This is a genomic window from Bacillus sp. PS217 (genome assembly GCF_037963535.1).
GTDB classification, from domain to species: domain Bacteria; phylum Bacillota; class Bacilli; order Bacillales; family Bacillaceae; genus Bacillus; species Bacillus subtilis.
In genome coordinates, this window is sequence record NZ_CP150157.1 from 3071121 (window position 1) to 3090623 (window position 19503).

20 protein-coding genes and 1 riboswitch are annotated in these 19503 nt (G+C 43.7%); of the genes, 5 read left to right on the top strand and 15 right to left on the bottom strand.

The window, feature by feature from the left end; all coding sequences use genetic code 11:
- Positions 1-93: 93 nt before the first annotated feature.
- The 8 genes from ytrF to NSQ83_RS16000 form a co-directional block, all read right to left on the bottom strand.
- On the bottom strand, positions 94-1404 hold the full coding sequence (gene ytrF / locus NSQ83_RS15965) for an ABC transporter permease YtrF (RefSeq protein ID WP_198878556.1): 1311 nt from the start codon (positions 1402-1404) through the stop codon (positions 94-96).
- Positions 1394-2089 carry an ABC transporter ATP-binding protein YtrE gene (ytrE, locus tag NSQ83_RS15970; protein ID WP_003229129.1) on the bottom strand — a complete coding sequence of 232 codons (696 nt, stop codon included), beginning with the start codon at positions 2087-2089 and terminating at the stop codon, positions 1394-1396. Before ytrE ends, ytrF begins: the two co-directional genes overlap by 11 nt.
- Positions 2090-2103: 14 nt before the next feature.
- Positions 2104-3081 carry an ABC transporter permease YtrD gene (ytrD, locus tag NSQ83_RS15975; protein WP_029726913.1) on the bottom strand — a complete coding sequence of 326 codons (978 nt, stop codon included), beginning with the start codon at positions 3079-3081 and terminating at the stop codon, positions 2104-2106.
- A gap of 29 nt (positions 3082-3110) precedes the next feature.
- Positions 3111-4097 (bottom strand): ABC transporter permease YtrC, encoded by a 987-nt coding sequence (gene ytrC, locus NSQ83_RS15980; protein WP_029726914.1) that lies wholly within the window; start codon positions 4095-4097, stop codon positions 3111-3113.
- Complete coding sequence (ytrB, locus tag NSQ83_RS15985; protein ID WP_003229123.1) at positions 4091-4969, bottom strand: ABC transporter ATP-binding protein YtrB; 879 nt, start codon at positions 4967-4969, stop codon at positions 4091-4093. Before ytrB ends, ytrC begins: the two co-directional genes overlap by 7 nt.
- Entirely contained in the window at positions 4962-5354 is a 393-nt protein-coding gene (gene ytrA / locus NSQ83_RS15990; protein WP_003229121.1) for a GntR family transcriptional regulator YtrA, read from the bottom strand. Before ytrA ends, ytrB begins: the two co-directional genes overlap by 8 nt.
- 33 nt (positions 5355-5387) lie before the next feature.
- Positions 5388-5525, bottom strand: a complete 138-nt coding sequence (locus tag NSQ83_RS15995) for a hypothetical protein (protein WP_003229119.1) — start codon at positions 5523-5525, stop codon at positions 5388-5390.
- Positions 5526-5682: 157 nt separating this feature from the next.
- Entirely contained in the window at positions 5683-5955 is a 273-nt protein-coding gene (locus NSQ83_RS16000) for a YtzC family protein (RefSeq protein ID WP_003229117.1), read from the bottom strand.
- Positions 5956-6116: 161 nt separating this feature from the next.
- Here NSQ83_RS16000 and NSQ83_RS16005 point away from each other — a divergent pair, with 161 nt between their 5' ends.
- Both NSQ83_RS16005 and NSQ83_RS16010 read left to right on the top strand, forming a co-directional pair.
- Positions 6117-7085 carry a TIGR01212 family radical SAM protein gene (locus tag NSQ83_RS16005; RefSeq protein ID WP_024572829.1) on the top strand — a complete coding sequence of 323 codons (969 nt, stop codon included), beginning with the start codon at positions 6117-6119 and terminating at the stop codon, positions 7083-7085.
- The gene (locus NSQ83_RS16010) at positions 7082-7666 is read left to right on the top strand and encodes a class I SAM-dependent methyltransferase (protein WP_198878555.1); all 585 of its coding nucleotides are present in this window, start codon (positions 7082-7084) and stop codon (positions 7664-7666) included. The genes NSQ83_RS16005 and NSQ83_RS16010 overlap by 4 nt, the downstream gene beginning before the upstream one ends.
- Here NSQ83_RS16010 and tbcS read toward each other — a convergent pair.
- Together tbcS and ytpA are read right to left on the bottom strand one after the other, a co-directional pair.
- On the bottom strand, positions 7656-8759 hold the full coding sequence (gene tbcS / locus NSQ83_RS16015; RefSeq protein ID WP_134991441.1) for a tetraprenyl-beta-curcumene synthase: 1104 nt from the start codon (positions 8757-8759) through the stop codon (positions 7656-7658). The two genes, NSQ83_RS16010 and tbcS, sit on opposite strands and share 11 nt — an antisense overlap.
- Positions 8760-8779: 20 nt before the next feature.
- Entirely contained in the window at positions 8780-9559 is a 780-nt protein-coding gene (gene ytpA, locus NSQ83_RS16020; protein ID WP_003229109.1) for a phospholipase YtpA, read from the bottom strand.
- A gap of 48 nt (positions 9560-9607) precedes the next feature.
- On the opposite strand from ytpA, the gene NSQ83_RS16025 reads away from it, so the two are divergent.
- Positions 9608-10123, top strand: coding sequence for a gamma carbonic anhydrase family protein (locus tag NSQ83_RS16025; protein ID WP_032726461.1), 516 nt, complete (start codon positions 9608-9610; stop codon positions 10121-10123).
- A 245-nt stretch (positions 10124-10368) separates the two neighbouring features.
- Here the strand turns inward: NSQ83_RS16025 and alaP are convergent, their stop codons facing one another.
- The 3 genes from alaP to metK form a co-directional block, all read right to left on the bottom strand.
- Entirely contained in the window at positions 10369-11760 is a 1392-nt protein-coding gene (gene alaP, locus NSQ83_RS16030) for an alanine permease AlaP (protein ID WP_024571819.1), read from the bottom strand.
- Between the two features lie 135 nt (positions 11761-11895).
- Positions 11896-13794: an asparagine synthase (glutamine-hydrolyzing) gene (asnB, locus tag NSQ83_RS16035; protein WP_003229103.1), complete on the bottom strand. Its 1899-nt coding sequence runs from the start codon at positions 13792-13794 to the stop codon at positions 11896-11898.
- A gap of 149 nt (positions 13795-13943) precedes the next feature.
- Complete coding sequence (gene metK, locus NSQ83_RS16040; RefSeq protein ID WP_003229102.1) at positions 13944-15146, bottom strand: methionine adenosyltransferase; 1203 nt, start codon at positions 15144-15146, stop codon at positions 13944-13946.
- Positions 15147-15313: 167 nt separating this feature from the next.
- A riboswitch (SAM riboswitch) is annotated at positions 15314-15452 on the bottom strand.
- A gap of 196 nt (positions 15453-15648) precedes the next feature.
- Here metK and pckA point away from each other — a divergent pair.
- Positions 15649-17232: a phosphoenolpyruvate carboxykinase (ATP) gene (gene pckA / locus NSQ83_RS16045; RefSeq protein ID WP_185183610.1), complete on the top strand. Its 1584-nt coding sequence runs from the start codon at positions 15649-15651 to the stop codon at positions 17230-17232.
- 38 nt (positions 17233-17270) lie between these two features.
- On the opposite strand, the gene NSQ83_RS16050 is transcribed toward pckA, so the two are convergent.
- Complete coding sequence (locus tag NSQ83_RS16050; protein ID WP_004398611.1) at positions 17271-17513, bottom strand: DUF2584 domain-containing protein; 243 nt, start codon at positions 17511-17513, stop codon at positions 17271-17273.
- A gap of 51 nt (positions 17514-17564) precedes the next feature.
- Positions 17565-18338 (bottom strand): prolyl oligopeptidase family serine peptidase, encoded by a 774-nt coding sequence (locus tag NSQ83_RS16055; protein ID WP_003246204.1) that lies wholly within the window; start codon positions 18336-18338, stop codon positions 17565-17567.
- Between the two features lie 150 nt (positions 18339-18488).
- Between NSQ83_RS16055 and NSQ83_RS16060 the strand changes: the two genes are divergently transcribed.
- Positions 18489-19493: an ABC transporter substrate-binding protein gene (locus NSQ83_RS16060; RefSeq protein ID WP_047183069.1), complete on the top strand. Its 1005-nt coding sequence runs from the start codon at positions 18489-18491 to the stop codon at positions 19491-19493.
- Positions 19494-19503 lie beyond the last annotated feature (10 nt).

Here is a 19503-nt window from a genome sequence, read left to right on the forward strand (position 1 = left end):
ATTCACCGCACTTTTTCCTTTTTTATCAAGTGTATAGCAAAACGCCAGCATGTGCTATAGAAAAAGCCGGCTGTCTCAGCCGGCTCGTTCACATTATAGTTCTCTTCTCAACGCTGTCAGCACGTTGGTTTTTGTTGCTTTTCTCGCCGGGTTCATTCCGGAAATGACTGCGACCCCTCCGCAAATCACAACGGCAATGATCACAAGGCTCGCCGGGATGTAGGAGAATGTGTAATTCAAATCGCCCGCATCGCCACCGCTTGTCGCCGCAAGAATCATCGGAACGGCCAGGTTGACAAGGTAGCTCACGCCGTAGGAAATGATAATTCCAATCACACAGCCTAAAATCCCGATATACGCGCTTTCCATCAAGAACATTCGGCGAATGATTGACGGGCTCGCCCCAATCGCTTTCATAATGCCGATCTCTTGCGTTCTCTCTGTCACCGCCATCGTCATCGTGTTAAAAATGCCGATCGCTGAAATGATAACTGCGATACATCCGACAAAGATAAGTCCGATTTTGAAGACCATGAAGAAGGTATTGGCTCCCTCAAGTTCGGTAGTCACTGATGTGACATAGTACCCGTCATCTGTTAGATCATTTGTCAGCTGTTCCACATTCTCAAACTTATCAGCAAAAACACCAATGTTCGTTTCAACATTTCCGCCTTTGAAATCTAAGAATTCCGAAAAATCTTTTTTGAATTGATCACTGATAAAAATGTTTGAGTCCTCCATCCAGTCTTGAGATGGTTTTTTTGTAATACCGACAATTTTAAAGTCATATGTTTTTGTTTTTGTAACATCCCCTGTTTTAGAATCTGTCTTCGATACACTTAGTTCAATTGTTTTATTTAGAATATCTTTCGTATAGCCCTTTGGTTCTTTTATATCTTCTGGATTTCCTTTTGCTTCCTCGATTTTTTTGTTATAATCTTCCGATTCTTTTTTCGTTAATAATCTCTTTGCGAAGTCGTATCCTACTACGATTTCATTTTCCGACTTTGCGACTCTTCCCTTTTCCAATTCCATATTGGCCTTTAATTCATCATTCATATTAGTAAAAATGAGATTTGAGCTTTCATTTGTACGATTGCCTAAAGTAGCTTTGTTTGGTTCATACACTTGCGTTCTTTCTACAACTGACCTTACGTGATCATACTTCTCTAAATCAGCTTTTTTAATCGGCTTGTCTCCTTCCTTGCCCATTACGCTGACTTTCGTTACAATCTGCTGGCTCATTGTCATATCTGTAATCGTCTTTTGAATCCCAAATCCAACGGACGACAGCACAACCAAAAACGCACACGCCATCGTTGTTGCAAGAATCGTCATAAAGACGCGAAGTCTGTTTTTCTTCATATTTCTTCTGATAAAATGAACCTGATCCTTAAACCTCAACGGTAATTCCTCCTTTTAGCACACCATCATGAAGCTGAAATTTTGAATGTCCGATAGAAGCGACTTCATCATCGTGAGTAATGATCACAAATGTAATGCCACGCTCACGATTCAGCTGCTGGATCAATTCCAGCACTTCATGTTCCGTTTCTGAATCAAGGCTTCCCGTCGGCTCATCCGCTAAGATAATCGAAGGATTTAAAATCAATGCTCGAGCAATACTGACACGCTGCTGCTGGCCGCCTGACAGTTCATTCGGATAATGAGCGGCGTGGTTTTCCAGACCGACGCGTTTCAGCATGTCCTGCACCTTTTGCTTCCGCTCAGAGGGCTTGATCCCTTTTAACGCCAGCGGCATTTCCACATTCTCATACGTCGTTAAACCCGGGATGAGCTGAAAGCTCTGGAAAATAAACCCGAAATGGTCAAGCCGAAATTGCGCCCATTCCTTTTCATTAAACCCCGTAACATCAGTGCCATTAATAACAATCCGCCCTTTTGTCGGCGATATGTAGCCGGAAATTAAATTCAAAAGCGTTGATTTACCTGAGCCGCTTCGTCCGACAATACAGGCGATTTCCCCTTTCGCCACGCTCAATGAAACATCCTTCAATACTGGAACTTCATTCTCACGGCCCTTTTTTCCGATCGTGAAAGAATGGTCGATATGCTGAACATCAATCATATGTTCTCTCTCCCTTACAAAAGTTTCATTTTTTTATAAATCGCAAAATAACTAATCAAGAAACCGATTACCGCACCTGTACCCATGCCAATGAGATAACCGGCAAAGCTCTCGCTTGCAGTAAATCCAAAATAGCCGAAGCCCATGATTCCTATGATAATAACGATGATCTGCACCGGGCGGTTAAGCGGCTTCCATAAGAAGAAATATCCGTTTCTTTCATTAGACATTTTAACAAAGCTAATATAGCCGATGATGTAAAAAATGATAGTCATGATAGCCGGAATGACTAAATAATATGGTGAATTCTCAGCCCATTTCGAGTCTACATAAATTATCGGAATGAAATACTGCACCCATTTAGGTACTGGACCATGGATAAAATCTATTGATCCGCCAAAAAGGATCTCCAGGTTGATTGCAGGCAGGCTGATGAGCAAAAATGGCGAAATGGCCACGGTAAATGAGACTAGAAGCTGTGCGAAACTATTGCCTGTCAAAGCTCCTCCGGCCATAACCAAAGAATAAGCCAGCATGCTAACAATGATCATCCCAAGGCTGTAATTGTGAAAATAAACGGCCTGATCTGGCTTCAAAAGCATGATCAGCAAAACAGACAAAACATAACCGATGAGCTGCGGCACCACAATCACCATTCCGCCAGTAAGGAACTTCGCATGAAATATCTGCCCTCTTGTATACGGAAGGCTTAATGTAAAATCAAAAAAGCCCTTGCTTCGTTCAATCCCTAGCTGGCTGACCGCTAAAACGACACCCCAAATCCAGAACACTGAGATAAATGTACCGTTTAAATAGTTAATCGAAAATACGCAGTTTCCGACCCACTCGTTCTGATGATCAACGCAGCCTTGATATGAGATGTACGTATTTAAAACGGTAAAAGGATTGCTAAGCATAAGTACGAAAAAAACCGTGGTTAGCAGAGCTTTATTTTGCTTCCACTCTTTATAAAATAGCCCGGAATCTGGCACACCACTTCCCTCCAAACCGAAAGTATTCCTTAATGTTTCATTTTCTTATTAATAGCGAAGTAGCTCACAAAGAATCCAACAACTGCCCCAATGATCATTCCTAAAATATAACCAATCATTGATTGTCCGGCAGAGTATCCAAACAAACCAAATCCAAGAATACCAAAAGCCATAATCAGAATTTGCACCGGACGGTCTAATCTGTTCCATAAGAAAAAGTGTCCGTTTCGTTCACTTGGAAGCTTTTTGAAGCTTATCAAACCAATCAAGTAAAACAGAATGCTCATGGCAGCTGGAATCATTAAAATATATTTACTATCGATAAGCCAGTCACTTGCAACATAACCAATGGGCACAAGATATAATAAATTGCTCGTCAGAGAGAAATACGCCTCAGGGGAAGGGAACATTTCCCATATATTCACACCAAAAACAACTTCAAAGTTTCCAACCGGCAATGCAACAATTAAATACGGCAATACCGCAGCAGCAAATGCCGTTAATAACTGGGCAAAAACATTCCCCGTTAATGCACCAGCAGCCATCAACAAACAATAAGCCATAAAACTAATCACAATTACTCCAACGCTGCTGTGCTCAAAAAAGTAGACGTGTTCAGGGTTATAGACAAGAATCAGCAGCCACGCAAATAAAAAGCCAATTAATTGCGACAGCACAATCACAAAACCGCCTAACCAAAATTTCGTCTGAAAAATTTGGCTTCTGTTATATGGGAGGCTTAATATAAAATCCATCGTGCCTTTCGAACGCTCCATTCCGAGGAAGCAGACCGCCAAAATGACACCCGGCACCCAGTTGATATCTATTAGATTGCTCCTATGATAATTCACAATAAATTCACAATATTGCGGATCTTGATGAGCCAGACACCCTTGATAAGACAAATACGTATTAACGATAGAAAGCGGATTTGCCAATACTAAAAACGCGATACTTAACAAAATCACCACTTGATTCTGCTTCCACTCTCGATAGAGGAGACCTCGGTCTACCATCTCCGCTTCCCTCCAAACTTCGCAATGAACACTTCTTCCAGGTTGACAGGAAGCTCATTCCATACTTTTGGCTTCAGCTCTCTCAAAAAGCTCTTTTTCTCCTCATCGCTTTTCGGTATCAGCACTGTGTAAAACACGCCAGCCTGATCGAGCATCGGAATGTTTTGCTCTCTGATGGCCAGATTGACATCTGTGTCAAACGCCATTTGTATTTTGATGTATTCTTCTTTTAATTCATCAAGATCCATGACGTTGGTCAGCCTGTTATCTTCAAGAAAGCCAATTCGGTTGCACATCCGCTCTATGTCTTCAAGCCGGTGGGACGTAATCAGGATACTCGTATCACGCTCTGCCACTTCATCGACCATCAGCTGCAGCACATCATGTCTAGTTACCGCATCAATACCATCCGTCGGCTCATCAAGGAGGATCAGCGCCGGTCTCGCCGCAAACGACAGAACGAGCGACAGCTGTTTTTTCAAGCCTGTCGACAGCTCACGGTATTTTTTCGTTTCTGGAATTTCGTATCTGTTCATCAGTTCATTCGCGTACGTGACATCAAATTTCGGATATATTCTTCTCAGGATATCAACAAGCTGCTTGTATGTATACTTGTCGTAAAAAGGATTTTGAACAGGCATGTAGATGATATTTTGTTTGACCTTCGGGTGCTTTTTGATTTCTACGCCGTCAAATAAAATCGTTCCGCTGTCAGCGAAAATGATTTGCTGGATTAAGCGAAGCATCGTCGTTTTCCCTGATCCGTTGCGTCCAAGCAATCCAAAGATTTCTCCTTTTTCGATTGTTAATGAAACATCTTTTAATACTTGATTGCCGTCAATCGCTTTTGACAGCTGCCGTAGTTCAATCATTTTTTTTGCCTCCCTTCACATCAGCGCTGATTTCCTTTATCCATTCGTGCAGTTTTTCCAGCTCAACCCCTGCATAGTGTGCATCGATGATGAGCTGTTTGAGTTGCTCTTTAATCATCGTCATCTTCCCTTCAACCAGTGTCGTTTTTGCATTCTCCGATATATAGGTCCCTCTGCCCCGCAGCGTTTCAATAATCCCCTCTCGCTCAAGTTCTTTATACGCTTTGCTGACAGTGTTCGGATTCGCAATAATGATCGTTGCCAATTCTCTGACAGAAGGAAGCTTATCACCAGGCTTCATGATCCCTTTCAAACAAAGCTCTTTCATTTGCTGAATAATTTGTTCGTAAATGGGTGTTGAGCTTCTTGGATCGATTTGAATCATTTACTTCCCTACTTTCTATACGATCTGAACCTTTTATAGATAAAAATGATCAATTATACTTTTTTGCCATTCAAAACCGATCATCACAAGAACAAGAAAAAAAGAACAAGCGATCACAGATGCCGCAATCAGCATTGGCACGTTACGTTTGTTTCGTTTTTTATGTTTCATAACTGCCTCCCTTAATGTCAATATATAAATGATTTTATATCAGTGTCTATAGTGTATTACTTCAATTAGTACACTTAATACAATAAATACTTTGACTCACAAAGTCAATCCTTTTTTTACAAAAAAAAAACGGACCCTTTTAAAAGGGTCCGTTTTCCTACACATCAAGAGGGTGCTGCAGGATCATATTATTTTGCAAAGATTGAAGCTGAAGCCTCATTCTGTACAGCTGTTCTCTCTGCTGATCATTTGACGACAGCCATAGTTTATTCAAGGCATTTACCGCATCTTCTAGCTGCATTTGTGCATCACTATATTCTTGATCGTTATAATGCTCTTGTTTAGAAGCGATTTTCAGCTGTTCTTCAGCATAATCATAGGCCTGCATACATTGCTGGAGATGTTCATCTACTGATTGTCTTGTTGCCACAGTAACCCCTCCTCTTGGTAATGGAAATCATCCATCATTCATATTGTAGCCTCATCTGACTTTGTTCAATAAAGTAATTTATGGTCGATATTCATTTGTTCTCTTGTGAAATGCGTGCTACAATTTTAGGATGCAATCGTACGCAAGGAGGCACATGAATTGTGATGCAGAACAATCCTTTTCCTTATTCAAATACGGAAAAACGCTATCATACATTGAATTATCATCTCAGAGAACATTTCGGCCATAAGGTGTTTAAAGTGGCGCTTGACGGCGGTTTTGACTGTCCGAATCGGGACGGCACCGTAGCCCACGGAGGCTGTACGTTTTGCAGCGCAGCAGGCTCCGGCGATTTTGCCGGGAACCGGGCCGATGATTTAATTACGCAATTCCATGACATCAAAAACCGCATGCACGAAAAATGGAAGGACGGTAAGTACATCGCTTATTTCCAGGCTTTCACAAACACTCACGCCCCGGTTGAGGTGCTTCGTGAGAAATTCGAATCCGTCCTCGCCTTAGATGATGTGGTCGGCATTTCGATCGCCACACGCCCGGACTGTCTGCCTGATGATGTCGTTGATTACTTGGCAGAGCTGAATGAACGTACGTATTTGTGGGTGGAGCTTGGGCTTCAAACAGTTCATGAACGGACTGCACTTCTGATCAACCGCGCACATGATTTTAACTGCTATGTGGAAGGCGTCAATAAATTAAGAAAACACGGCATACGTGTCTGCTCGCATATTATCAACGGGCTGCCTTTGGAAGACCGGGACATGATGATGGAAACGGCAAAGGCCGTCGCAGATTTGGACGTCCAGGGCATTAAAATCCATCTGCTTCACCTACTGAAAGGCACGCCGATGGTCAAGCAATATGAAAAGGGAAAGCTGGAATTTCTTTCTCAAGATGATTATGTGCAGCTCGTCTGCGATCAGCTTGAGATCATTCCGCCTGAAATGATCGTCCACCGCATTACAGGTGACGGACCGATTGAGTTGATGATCGGGCCAATGTGGAGCGTCAACAAATGGGAAGTGCTTGGCGCCATTAATAAAGAGCTAGAAAATCGAGGCAGCTATCAAGGAAAGTTCTTTCAGCGCCTTGAGGAGGAATCAGCGCTATGATTTTGAAGAAAATTCTTCCTTACAGCAAAGAACTGCTGAAAATGGCCGCGGGAGAAGGAGATATTGTCGTAGATGCGACAATGGGCAACGGACATGATACACAGTTTTTAGCGGAGCTTGTCGGTGAAAACGGCCATGTATACGCATTCGACATCCAAGAATCAGCCGTGGCCAATACAAAGGAACGGCTCGGTGACATGTATCAAGCGCGAACAACGTTATTTCACAAAAGCCATGATAAAATCGCTGAATCCCTCCCGCCTGAAACACATGGCAAAGTGGCGGCCGCGGTATTTAACCTCGGCTATTTGCCAGGCGGGGACAAATCAATTACGACAAACGGCAGTTCTACGATCAAAGCAATTGAACAGCTTCTCAGCATCATGAAAGACGAAGGTCTGATTGTTCTCGTCGTCTATCATGGCCACCCGGAAGGCAAAGCTGAAAAAAACGACGTGCTTGAGTTTTGCCGGGACTTGGACCAGCAATCAGCCCGTGTATTAACATACGGATTTATCAATCAGCAAAATAACCCGCCATTTATTGTCGCCATCGAAAAAAAAGCTCAGATCAGCAAATGATTTGAGCTTTTTTCTTTGAGTTTTTCATCCAGGACATTTTTTGAAATTTCCGGTAGGCTCTGCCGTTGATATAAAAGAAAAGGGAGGTTTTTCCGCTGGCTTTGATCAGCTTCTTTGCGAGCCGGCCCATTTCCTTTTGGCCTGCCACTTTATCATCTGACAAATAAACACCAAGCAACCCGCGATTGATTAAACGATGGAAGTTTTCATGCGGAATGCCTTGTAAATGCTCGTCGGCTTTATAGATAAAGTGTTCAAGCCGATTCATCATCTCTTCATGAGACTGATAATACGAGCAGAAATTCAAGTCTCCTTCCAGCAAGTCCTCCTCTTGATCAATCAAATAATCAAGAAGAATATGAAGGCCCTGTATGTAAGGAAAATAACTGTCGCGGATTTTTTTAGCGGTGCTTTCTGTGAAATCAGGCTGGAACGAATACGCAACCAGACAGAAAATGCCTAACGTTGAGCCTGCACAGGCTGAAAATTCATACCATTCCATCTCAGGCAGCTCTGATTCATATTGAGTAAACCACTTTTCAAGCCGCGGAACACGCTCATGCTCAATAACGTGCTTATGCACCTGCAAATCGCAATAATAGCCGCACAGTTCAAGCAGATAAGGTTTAATCATGTCATAGTGCTCAATGGAACCAAGGACACGCTGGCACGTTTTGACCAGTTCGTGCAGATATCCGCTGTCATCCTGTTCTTCCCTGAATTGATAATAGTTTTGCAGTTCCGCCCCAACTGTCAGTGCATCCTGCATTGAGGCATGGAGCATCCGAAAATCCTGCGGGTCCAGCGAGGTGCTGCGGTCACACAGATTGTCCAAATAATCACTAATCGTTTGATACGCGATGATAAACTCGACACATTTCTGTTTTTGGCTGCCTGACAATAAGGCCAGTATGCCGCCGCCTTCACAGTGAAACGTTTTGTCCCGAATACTTGCGGTTGCCTGTGCTTTCAATTCACTGTTATGAATCGATTCTGATTTTTGCTTCCATATGTCCAGCTCTTGATGAACGAGCGGAAAAATATCTCGATATACCTTTGCCATCAATCCAAAAGGATGTTCCGGTACTGTCAACACATGCACCCCCTACTAGTTCAAATATATTGATCAGTAAACGCTCTTGCTGCTTTAAAAACATCTTCTCTCTCGGGTTCATTGAAGATCTCATGGTAAAGCCCTTCCCACTCTCTGTATGCTTTATTATGAGAAGCAACACCATTAAACCACTTGATGACCATCGTTTTGTCAACAAGCTTGTCATCACCGGCTTGCATCACAAGAAGCGGAACTTTCAAAAATGCCTCTGTCGGCACCATTGCCGATTCAATTGTCTTTAAAAGCTCTCTGTACCATCTGACAGAAACTTTCCTGACGTATAACGAATCATTTTGGTCAGCCTCAATGACGTCCTCATTGCGCGTCGCCATATCAATTGATAATCCCGAATCAACCTTAAGTGACGGAGCGATGACATTCAGGCCTTTTGATGCAAGATCAAGCGCTTTATTCACTTTAATTTGCAGTCCGAGACACGGTGATGATAAAATAATTCCCGTAATCTTGGGATTTCTTTGCTGTTTAATCCATTCAATCGCGACCAGACCGCCCATGCTGTGACCTAGAAGAAAAACCGGCAGATCAAAAGTTCGCGCTTTATCTATCCAAGCATCTACTTCATCAATGTATTCTTGAAACGAGCGAATATGCCCTCTCGCTCTTGTCGTTGTTCCCTGTCCAGGCAAATCGCCCATGACAACGTGATAACCCGAGGACCGCCACATTTCAATCAGCCATTTATATCGTCCGTGATATTCACTTGCCCCGTGAATAATTACAATCACGGCAACAGGTCTGTCTGCTTTCCAGGTCCACATGCTCTTCACCTCATACGAAATTTAAATAGAGAAAGAAGGATGAATCTTATGATCTACCCTTATAAGGAACACAAGCCAGATATCCACCCAACAGCCTTTATAGCTGATAATGCAACAATTACCGGTGATGTCGTGATCGGAGAACAGTCCAGCATTTGGTTTTCTGTTGTCATAAGGGGAGATGTTGCGCCGACCAGAATCGGAAACAGAGTCAATATCCAAGATTTAAGCTGCCTCCATCAAAGCCCGAACCAGACGCTGCTCATTGAAGATGACGCCACGATAGGCCATCAGGTTACACTTCATAGCGCTGTTATCCGCAAGAACGCCTTAATCGGCATGGGCTCAATCATTTTAGACGGAGCCGAAATTGGCGAAGGCGCTTTTATTGGTGCCGGCAGTCTTGTCCCGCCTGGAAAAACCATTCCGCCTGGCCATCTCGCCTTTGGCCGCCCTGCAAAAGTCATCCGCCCTTTGACGGAAGAAGACCGAAAAGATATGCAAAGAATACGGTCAGAATATGTAGAAAAGGGCCAATATTATAAATTTCTTCAACAAACATAAGACCTGCTTCGTCTTACTTTACCATTTTTCAAATTATATTTGAAAGCAATAACCATCGTTAACCCGGACGTCATCACAGTTCGGGTTTCAATTTTTCCATAAAACGTTCACATATAGCATGAAACGTATGACTTTTATCTTATCACAAAACTATAAACAGCCTCTGCAAACACACATACCTATTCTTTCCTGTTCTCTATTTTCTATGAGCACACACAAAAAGAGCCCGCTGGGAGCTCTTTTTGTCAGCTGATATTTCGTTCGCTGGCAGCAGCCGCATTTTTTTTGTGAAACCCTTTTCCATAGTACACAGCCAGCAAGATGAGAAACCATATCGGCCCGATAATCACGGCTACTCTTGTATCAGGGCTGTAAGCCATAAGAATGACGACGAATGCTAGAAATGCCAATGACACATAAGACGTAAACGGAAATAAAGGCATTTTGTACTTTAATTGTTTCTTTTCTTCCGGCTTCAAACTTTTCCTGTATTTTATTTGAGAAAGCAAAATGATTGCCCACGTCCAAATCGCTCCGAACGTCGCAATACTTGTAACCCAAGTAAATACCTTCGCAGGGACAACATAGTTTAAGAGCACTCCGACTAATAAAGCCCCCGCTGAAGCCAGAACAGCTTTACCCGGGATGCCGCCTTTCGTCAGCTGACCATATGCTTGTGGCGCCTCTTTCTGTTCCGCCAAGTTAAACAGCATCCGCCCTGTGCTGAAAATACCGCTGTTGCATGAAGACAGCGCGGCTGTCAACACGACAAAGTTAATGATGCCTGCAGCTGATGGAATGCCCACTTTTTGGAACGTGAGAACAAATGGGCTTCCCTGAGAGCCAATTTCCTGCCACGGATAAATAGACATAATGACGAATAAAGCGCCTACATAAAAAATCAAAATCCGCCAAAATACTGTATCAATTGCTTTGGCTAACGATTTTTGCGGGTTTTTCACCTCGCCAGCCGTCACTCCGATCATTTCAATCCCTAAATAGGCGAACATCACCATTTGAAGTGACAATAAAACCCCTTTTATTCCATGAGGGAAAAATCCACCGTTGTTCCATAAATTGCTGATTCCAGTTGCAATGCCCCCATTGCCGACTCCTGCAATAATCATCAATAAACCGACAGCAATCATGGATAAGATCGCAACAATTTTAATCAATGCGAACCAAAATTCCAGCTCACCGTAAGCTTTGACAGCCAGGAAATTAACACCCGTCATAATGACCAGCGCCGATAATGCCCAAATCCAGTTTGGCACGTCAGGAAACCAGAACCCCATATAGATGCCGACAGCAGTAATTTCGGCCATACAGGTGACAACCCATAAAAACCAGTAGTTCCACCCTGTTAAATAGCCTGCAAGCGGTCCCAAATAGTCACGCGCATACCTGCTGAAGGAGCCTGCGACCGGTTTTTGAATGGCCATTTCCCCAAGCGCTCTCATAATAAAAAACATGACCAGGCCGCTTGCGGCATACGCTACCAAAATACCAGGCCCTGCTAATTGAATAGCTGATGCGGAGCCGAGGAACAACCCTACTCCTATAGCAGCTCCTAAAGACATTAAAGAAATATGCCTTTCTTCGAGTCCGCGGTGCAGCTCTTGTTTTTGTTTTTGCATGCTTCTTCTCCCCTAGAAAAAAATATCATTATATCATTTTTCTGAATATTCCGTACGGATTGGGTAAATCAATGATGATGGAGAAATAAAAGGATAACAACAAGGCTTTCGACTACTCGAAAGCCTTGTTGTCTGTTACACAAAGATGACTTCTTTAGGCTGATGGCTCAGCTCTTCAGGCATATACCGTTTTTCAATATTGATGCTGTGCCAGATCATAAAGATTAGCACAGTCCAAATTTTACGGCTGTTATCAGCCTTGTCCGCACAATGGTCTTCAAGAAGCTGAAGGACATAATCCTTATGGATATAAGCATCCGTTTGGCTTTCTTGAATAATATTCCGTACCCATTCGTTCATTTCGTTTTTCAGCCAATGACGGATCGGTACAGGGAAACCAAGCTTTTTGCGGTTTAATACGTGCTCAGGCACAATTCCTTCAGCGGCTTTGCGAAGAAGATACTTCGTCGTGCCGTTCTTCGTTTTCAGCTCATCAGGAATTTTTGAAGCGACGTCGAATACGACTTTATCCAAGAACGGCACACGCAGTTCCAAAGAATTCGCCATCGTCATTTTATCCGCCTTTAACAAAATGTCGCCGCGCATCCAAGTGTGGATATCGACATACTGCATTTTGTTGATATCGCTGTACGAGCTGCTTTCTGTAAAGTAAGTCTTCGTCACATCGCGATATGAAAGGTTCGGATTATAATGCTTCAACAGCTGCTTTTTGACAGACTCTTCAAAGATTTTCGCGTTACCGATATAACGATCCTGAAGCGGAGTGCAGCCGCGCTCAAGCAGGCTCTTCCCTCTCATACCTTCAGGCATAACGGCAGCAACGTGCAGAAGCATCTTTTTCAAGCCGGACGGAATCCGTTCAAACGGTTTAAGCGAAAGCGGTTCACGGTAAATGTTATATCCGCCGAAGAGCTCATCCGCTCCTTCACCTGATAAAGCAACCGTTACATGTTTTTTCGCTTCTTTTGCAACAAAGTACAGCGGAATCGCTGCCGGATCAGCAAGCGGGTCATCAAAATGCCAAACGATCTTCGGAAGCTCATTCATGTATTCCTCAGGCGAAATGACTTTACTGATATTTTCAATGCCCAGCGCCGCTGCCGTTTCTTTCGCTACATCAACCTCACTGAAGCCCTGCTGTTCAAAGCCGACAGAGAATGTTTTTAAGCTTGGATGAAATTCCTTCGCAACAGACACAATAAAGGAAGAATCAATCCCGCCAGACAGGAACGAACCGACAGGAACGTCACTTCTCATATGAACGTTTACAGAGTCATAGATCGCGTCTCGGACTTCTTTCACAAGCTTGTCTTCTTCAGTCTGAACCGGCTTGAAGTTCGCTTTGAAATACGTTTTGAATGTGATATCGCCGTCCGGGCGGATTGTGAATTGTGAACCCGGCTCTACTTTTTTCACATGGGCATCAAGCGTGCTTGGTTCAGGAACAAATTGGAAAGACATGTACTGCTGCAATGCCTCTTTATCTATTTCAATATCATTCTGAGCAATCATTAAACTTTTTCTCTCTGAGGCAAAATAAACCTGATCATTGATCGTTGTGTAGTACAACGGTTTAATGCCGAATGGATCTCTTGCCCCATAAAGCACATGATCGTTTTTATTCCAAATCAGAAAGGCAAACATACCGCGCAGTTTGGACGCCGCTTCTTCTTTATAGTGACGGTAAGTCGCAAGAAGAACCTCTGTGTCCGAATCCGTGTTGAATGTGTACCCCTTTGCTTCAAGTTCTTCTCTCAGTTCGATATAGTTATAGATTTCTCCGTTAAAGATAATCCAATATGTTTCATCTTCATATGATAAAGGCTGTCCGCCATTTTCTACATCAATAATGCTGAGCCGTCTGAATCCGAAGCCGACGTGCTCATCATGGAAATATCCATCACTGTCAGGACCGCGGTGAACGATCATTTGGTTCATTTGTTTGATTAGTTCTTCTTGATCAGCGGTTTGAGCTAACGGATGCTTGTTAAAAACCCCGACAAATCCACACATAGTATTGCCTCCATAATTAAAATTGTCATCATTGAACCCCTATTTATAGACGCTGTGAATAGTATTTGGTTTCACAGTTATGTAAAAAAATAAACATGAATACAACGATAAAAAAGGGAAAGCCGCTTAACCAGTAAGCGGCTATAAAATTATTCTCCTAACGCTTCTTTACGCAGCTGCTCCGCTTTGTCTGTGCGCTCCCATGGAAGGTCAACATCGTGACGTCCAAAGTGGCCGTACGCAGCAGTTTGTTTGTAGATCGGACGGCGCAAATCAAGCATTTTGATAATGCCGGCAGGTCGTAAATCAAAGTTATTGCGAACAACTTCAATCAGTTTTTCCTCAGAAGCTTTTCCTGAACCGAATGTGTTGATTGAGATTGACACAGGCTGTGCAACACCGATCGCGTAAGCAAGCTGTACTTCGCAAGAATCAGCAAGCTCAGCCGCAACGATGTTTTTCGCAACGTATCTTGCCGCATAAGCTGCAGAACGGTCTACCTTCGTCGCGTCCTTACCTGAGAACGCGCCTCCGCCGTGGCGTGCATAGCCGCCGTACGTATCAACGATGATTTTGCGTCCTGTAAGTCCCGCATCCCCTTGAGGGCCTCCGATTACGAAACGTCCTGTAGGGTTGATGAAATATTTTGTTTCTTCATCAATCAGCTCTTCAGGAACAACCGGATTGATTACATGTTCTTTAATGTTGCGCTGAATTTGCTCAAGTGTAATTTCAGGATGATGCTGAGTTGAAATCACAATCGCGTCAATGCGGACTGGTTTGTTATTTTCATCGTACTCAACCGTTACCTGTGTTTTGCCGTCAGGGCGAAGGTACGGAAGAATATCTTCTTTACGGACTTCACTTAGGCGGCGGGCTAATTTATGGGCAAGTGAAATTGGAAGAGGCATAAGCTCTTTCGTTTCGTTGCACGCATAACCGAACATTAATCCTTGGTCACCCGCACCAATCGCTTCAATTTCTTCGTCGCTCATTGTGCCTTCACGGGCTTCAAGCGCTTGGTCTACGCCCATCGCGATATCAGCAGACTGCTCATCAATTGATGTTAAAACCGCACAAGTTTCCGCATCAAATCCGTATTTTGCACGTGTGTATCCGATTTCTTTAATGGTTTGGCGAACCGTTTTCGGAATGTCAACATACGTAGAAGTTGTGATCTCTCCGCTTACAAGAACCAAACCTGTTGTCACAGATGTTTCACAAGCAACACGCGCGTTAGGGTCTTTCTTTAAAATTTCATCTAAAATGCTGTCAGAAATCTGGTCACAGATTTTATCCGGATGCCCCTCCGTAACAGATTCTGATGTAAATAAACGACGATTTTTACTCATGATTTGCTTCCTCCTGCACAAGGCCTCCCGAAAGACCTTGTATATATGATACGGAACTCGCTCCCTCTTATACAATGTACAGTTATATTAGAGAATGTTAATTGGCATATTTATGAAATAAAAAAACCTTTTCCATCGAGGAAAGGGTTTGGTCTTTGTGCCTTTCACTCTTATCGCTCAAGGAATCATACAACCTTGCAACAGGTTAGCACCTTGGTTGTCTCACTCAGTTGAACATAATAAATAACAGAGAAACCGGTTGCTGGGCTTCATAGGGCCTGTCCCTCCGCCAGCTCGGGATAAGAGTATCCGCTCAATGAAATATCTTATCGTAAAAGGGTTTGCAATGTCAATATGATTCAGAAGAAATAGGCACCTATATTGAGGGAAAACAATGGAAATGCACACACAAAAAATAATAAATAGTATAGACTATTTGAAAATATATGTTATACTAATTCACAATTAGCAAAACACAAAAAACGATAAAGGAAGGTTTCATATGAACTCAGTTGATTTGACCGCTGATTTACAAGCCTTATTAACATGTCCAAATGTGCGTCATAATTTATCTGCAGCACAGCTAACAGAAAAAGTCCTCTCCCGAAACGAAGGCATTTTAACATCCACAGGTGCTGTTCGCGCGACAACAGGCGCTTACACAGGACGCTCACCTAAAGATAAATTCATCGTGGAGGAAGAAAGCACGAAAAATAAGATCGATTGGGGCCCGGTGAATCAGCCGATTTCAGAAGAAGCGTTTGAGCGGCTGTACACGAAAGTTGTCAGCTATTTAAAGGAGCGAGATGAACTGTTTGTTTTCGAAGGATTTGCCGGAGCAGACGAGAAATACAGGCTGCCGATCACTGTCGTAAATGAGTTCGCATGGCACAATTTATTTGCGCGGCAGCTGTTTATCCGTCCGGAAGGAAATGATAAGAAAACAGTTGAGCAGCCGTTCACCATTCTTTCTGCTCCGCACTTCAAAGCGGATCCAAAAACAGACGGCACTCATTCCGAAACGTTTATTATTGTCTCTTTCGAAAAGCGGACGATCTTAATCGGCGGAACTGAGTATGCCGGTGAAATGAAGAAGTCCATTTTCTCCATTATGAATTTCCTGCTGCCTGAAAGAGATATTTTATCTATGCACTGCTCCGCCAATGTCGGTGAAAAAGGCGATGTCGCCCTTTTCTTCGGACTGTCAGGAACAGGCAAGACCACCCTGTCGGCAGATGCTGACCGCAAGCTGATCGGTGACGATGAACATGGCTGGTCTGATACAGGCGTCTTTAATATTGAAGGCGGGTGCTACGCTAAGTGCATTCATTTAAGCGAGGAAAAGGAGCCGCAAATCTTTAACGCGATCCGCTTCGGGTCTGTTCTCGAAAATGTCGTTGTGGATGAAGATACACGCGAAGCCAATTATGATGATTCCTTCTATACTGAAAACACACGGGCAGCTTACCCGATTCATATGATTGACAACATCGTGACTCCAAGCATGGCCGGCCATCCGTCAGCAATTGTATTTTTGACGGCTGATGCCTTCGGAGTCCTGCCGCCGATCAGCAAACTAACGAAGGAGCAGGCGATGTACCATTTCTTGAGCGGTTACACGAGTAAGCTTGCCGGAACCGAACGTGGTGTCACGTCTCCTGAAACGACGTTTTCTACATGCTTCGGCTCACCGTTCCTGCCGCTTCCTGCTCACGTCTATGCTGAAATGCTCGGCAAAAAGATCGATGAACACGGCGCAGACGTTTTCTTAGTCAATACCGGCTGGACCGGGGGCGGCTACGGCACAGGCGAACGAATGAAGCTTTCTTACACTAGAGCAATGGTCAAAGCAGCGATTGAAGGTAAATTAGAGGATGCTGAAATGATAACTGACGATATTTTCGGCCTGCACATTCCGGCCCATGTTCCTGGCGTTCCTGATCATATCCTTCAGCCTGAAAACACGTGGGCCAACAAGGAAGAATACAAAGAAAAAGCAGTCTACCTTGCAAATGAATTCAAAGAGAACTTTAAAAAGTTCGCACATACCGATGCCATCGCCCAGGCAGGCGGCCCTCTCGTATAAAAAACAAAAGCCAAGAGCAATTATGCTCTTGGCTTGTTTTAATTGACGGAATGCAAAGAAGTCAGCTTGTATGTAATGATGGTCCGGCCTTCTTCCCATTGAAGCTTCTGCACTTCAGCTGTGCCTGACTTTTCGCCAAACTTTGTTTTGCGTACATCCATTGGAATCTCCATCGGATATACTCGGTATCCGTCCTTCTCTAACGTGAATATATTTTCATCTATGCGAACTTCTTTTCCTTTTGTCACAATCAGTGTATTAAATTCAACAGGCATTCCCAAAGTGAAATCCCCTTTCGTTCTCTTTTTTCTTTATCATAACATATTTCACTGTCAGCGGTTTTTCATCCATTGTGTGAGCTGCCGCACGATACGCCGGTTTTCTTTTGGCGGGAAATAATGTGTGAATGTACTGTAGTACCATGTTTCCACCGGCTTATGCAGTTGTTTTAGCTTCTCTTCTAATAAATAGGAATGCTGAATCGAAACATTTTGGTCTTTTTCTCCATGGATTAACAGCACGGGAGCCTGAATTTTGTTTACTTGGTCAAACGGTGTCCTCCATTGATATTCCTCAGGCACCTTTTTCGGTGTTCCGCCGATGACTCTTTTCATCATTCGCCGCAAATCCTGCCGCTCCTCGTATGTAAGAATCATATCACTGACGCCTCCCCAGGAAACAAATGAAGCTGCCTGCCCGCCCATTTCGATCGCAGTGAGCATTCCCATAATTCCGCCGCGGGAAAAACCGAAGATATGGATTCTATCCTTCTTGACATTTGGGTGCTGCTGAAGCAGGCGAAAAGCAGAAAATGCATCCTCCCTGTCTTCTCCGGCAAAATCCTCATTGCCTTCTCCTCCTTGATTGCCTCTGTAAAAAGGAGCAAACACCACAAACCCTTGGGATGCAAACTGGATAATCCGGCCCGGCCGAACCATGCCCACGCTTTTAATCCCGCCGCGCAAATATAAAAATCCGTCATATTGTCCCGGTTCCGCCGGCTCAGCCAGAAGCCCCTTAACCCGTAATCCATTTGACAGATAGCAGATCGTATACAAACGCACATGCTGGCTTGGCGACGGAAATCTTCTTTTCTCTACAATCAAAACAGCCGCCTCCTTTTTTCTATATGCTTTCCTTACTCCAAAATTACATCCGGAGAACCTGGTTAGGCATTCACACATTTTTATACCCATCATACGATATGTAAAGCAAAAAAGGATATTAACTTGATGCGAAATAAGGAGGTTGTCTATGTGAACAGATGGTTAAGGCTGGGCTTCGCCTGTGTCGGCAGTATCTTTCTGATGTTCGCCCTGGCGGCTTGCAAGCAGGAAGAAACGCTCACCAAAGTCAAAGTAGCTGAAGTGACCCATTCAATTTTTTACGCACCTTTATATGTTGCTGAGTCTAAAGGTTTTTTTAAGGAAGAAGGGCTTGATGTCGATGTGAATACGACCTGGGGCGGAGATAAAACGATGACATCGCTTCTTTCCAACGGCTCCGACATCGCGCTTGTCGGGTCAGAAACATCTATTTATGTCGAAGCGCAAGGGGCTAAAGATCCCGTCATTAATTTCGCCCAGCTGACTCAGACAGACGGAACGTTTCTTGTCGCGAGAGAAGATGTTGAACACTTCGACTGGGATCAGCTGAAAGGAAAAACGTTTCTCGGTCAGCGAAAAGGCGGCATGCCGCAAATGGTCGGCGAGTATGTACTGAACAAACATAAGATTGACCCGCATAAGGATATAGACCTCATCCAGAACATAGACTTCGCCAATATTGCCAATGCGTTTGCTTCTGGAACCGGTGAGTATGTACAGCTCTTTGAACCGCAGGCTTCTCTCTTTGAGAAAAAAGGCATCGGCCATATCGTGGCTTCATTCGGAGAAGAATCAGGAGAGGTTCCTTATACGACTTTTATGGCGAAACAAAGCTATTTGAAGAAAAATGAAGACACAGCCGTCAAGTTTACAAAGGCCATTTATAAGGCGCAGCAGTGGGTTGAAAATCATTCTGCGAAGGACATCACAGATGCCATTAAAGATGAATTTGATGATACCGACCCAGACGTCATCGAAACATCCATTGAACGCTATAAAAAACAGCATTCATATTCGCCAGACCCTCTGCTTAACGAAAAAGAATGGGAGCTTCTCCAAACCATTATGGATCAATCGGGAGAACTGCCGAAGCACATTCCATACAATCAGCTTGTAAATAAAGAAATTGCTGAAAAAGTCACCTCGGAGAAATAGGAGGCGCCAT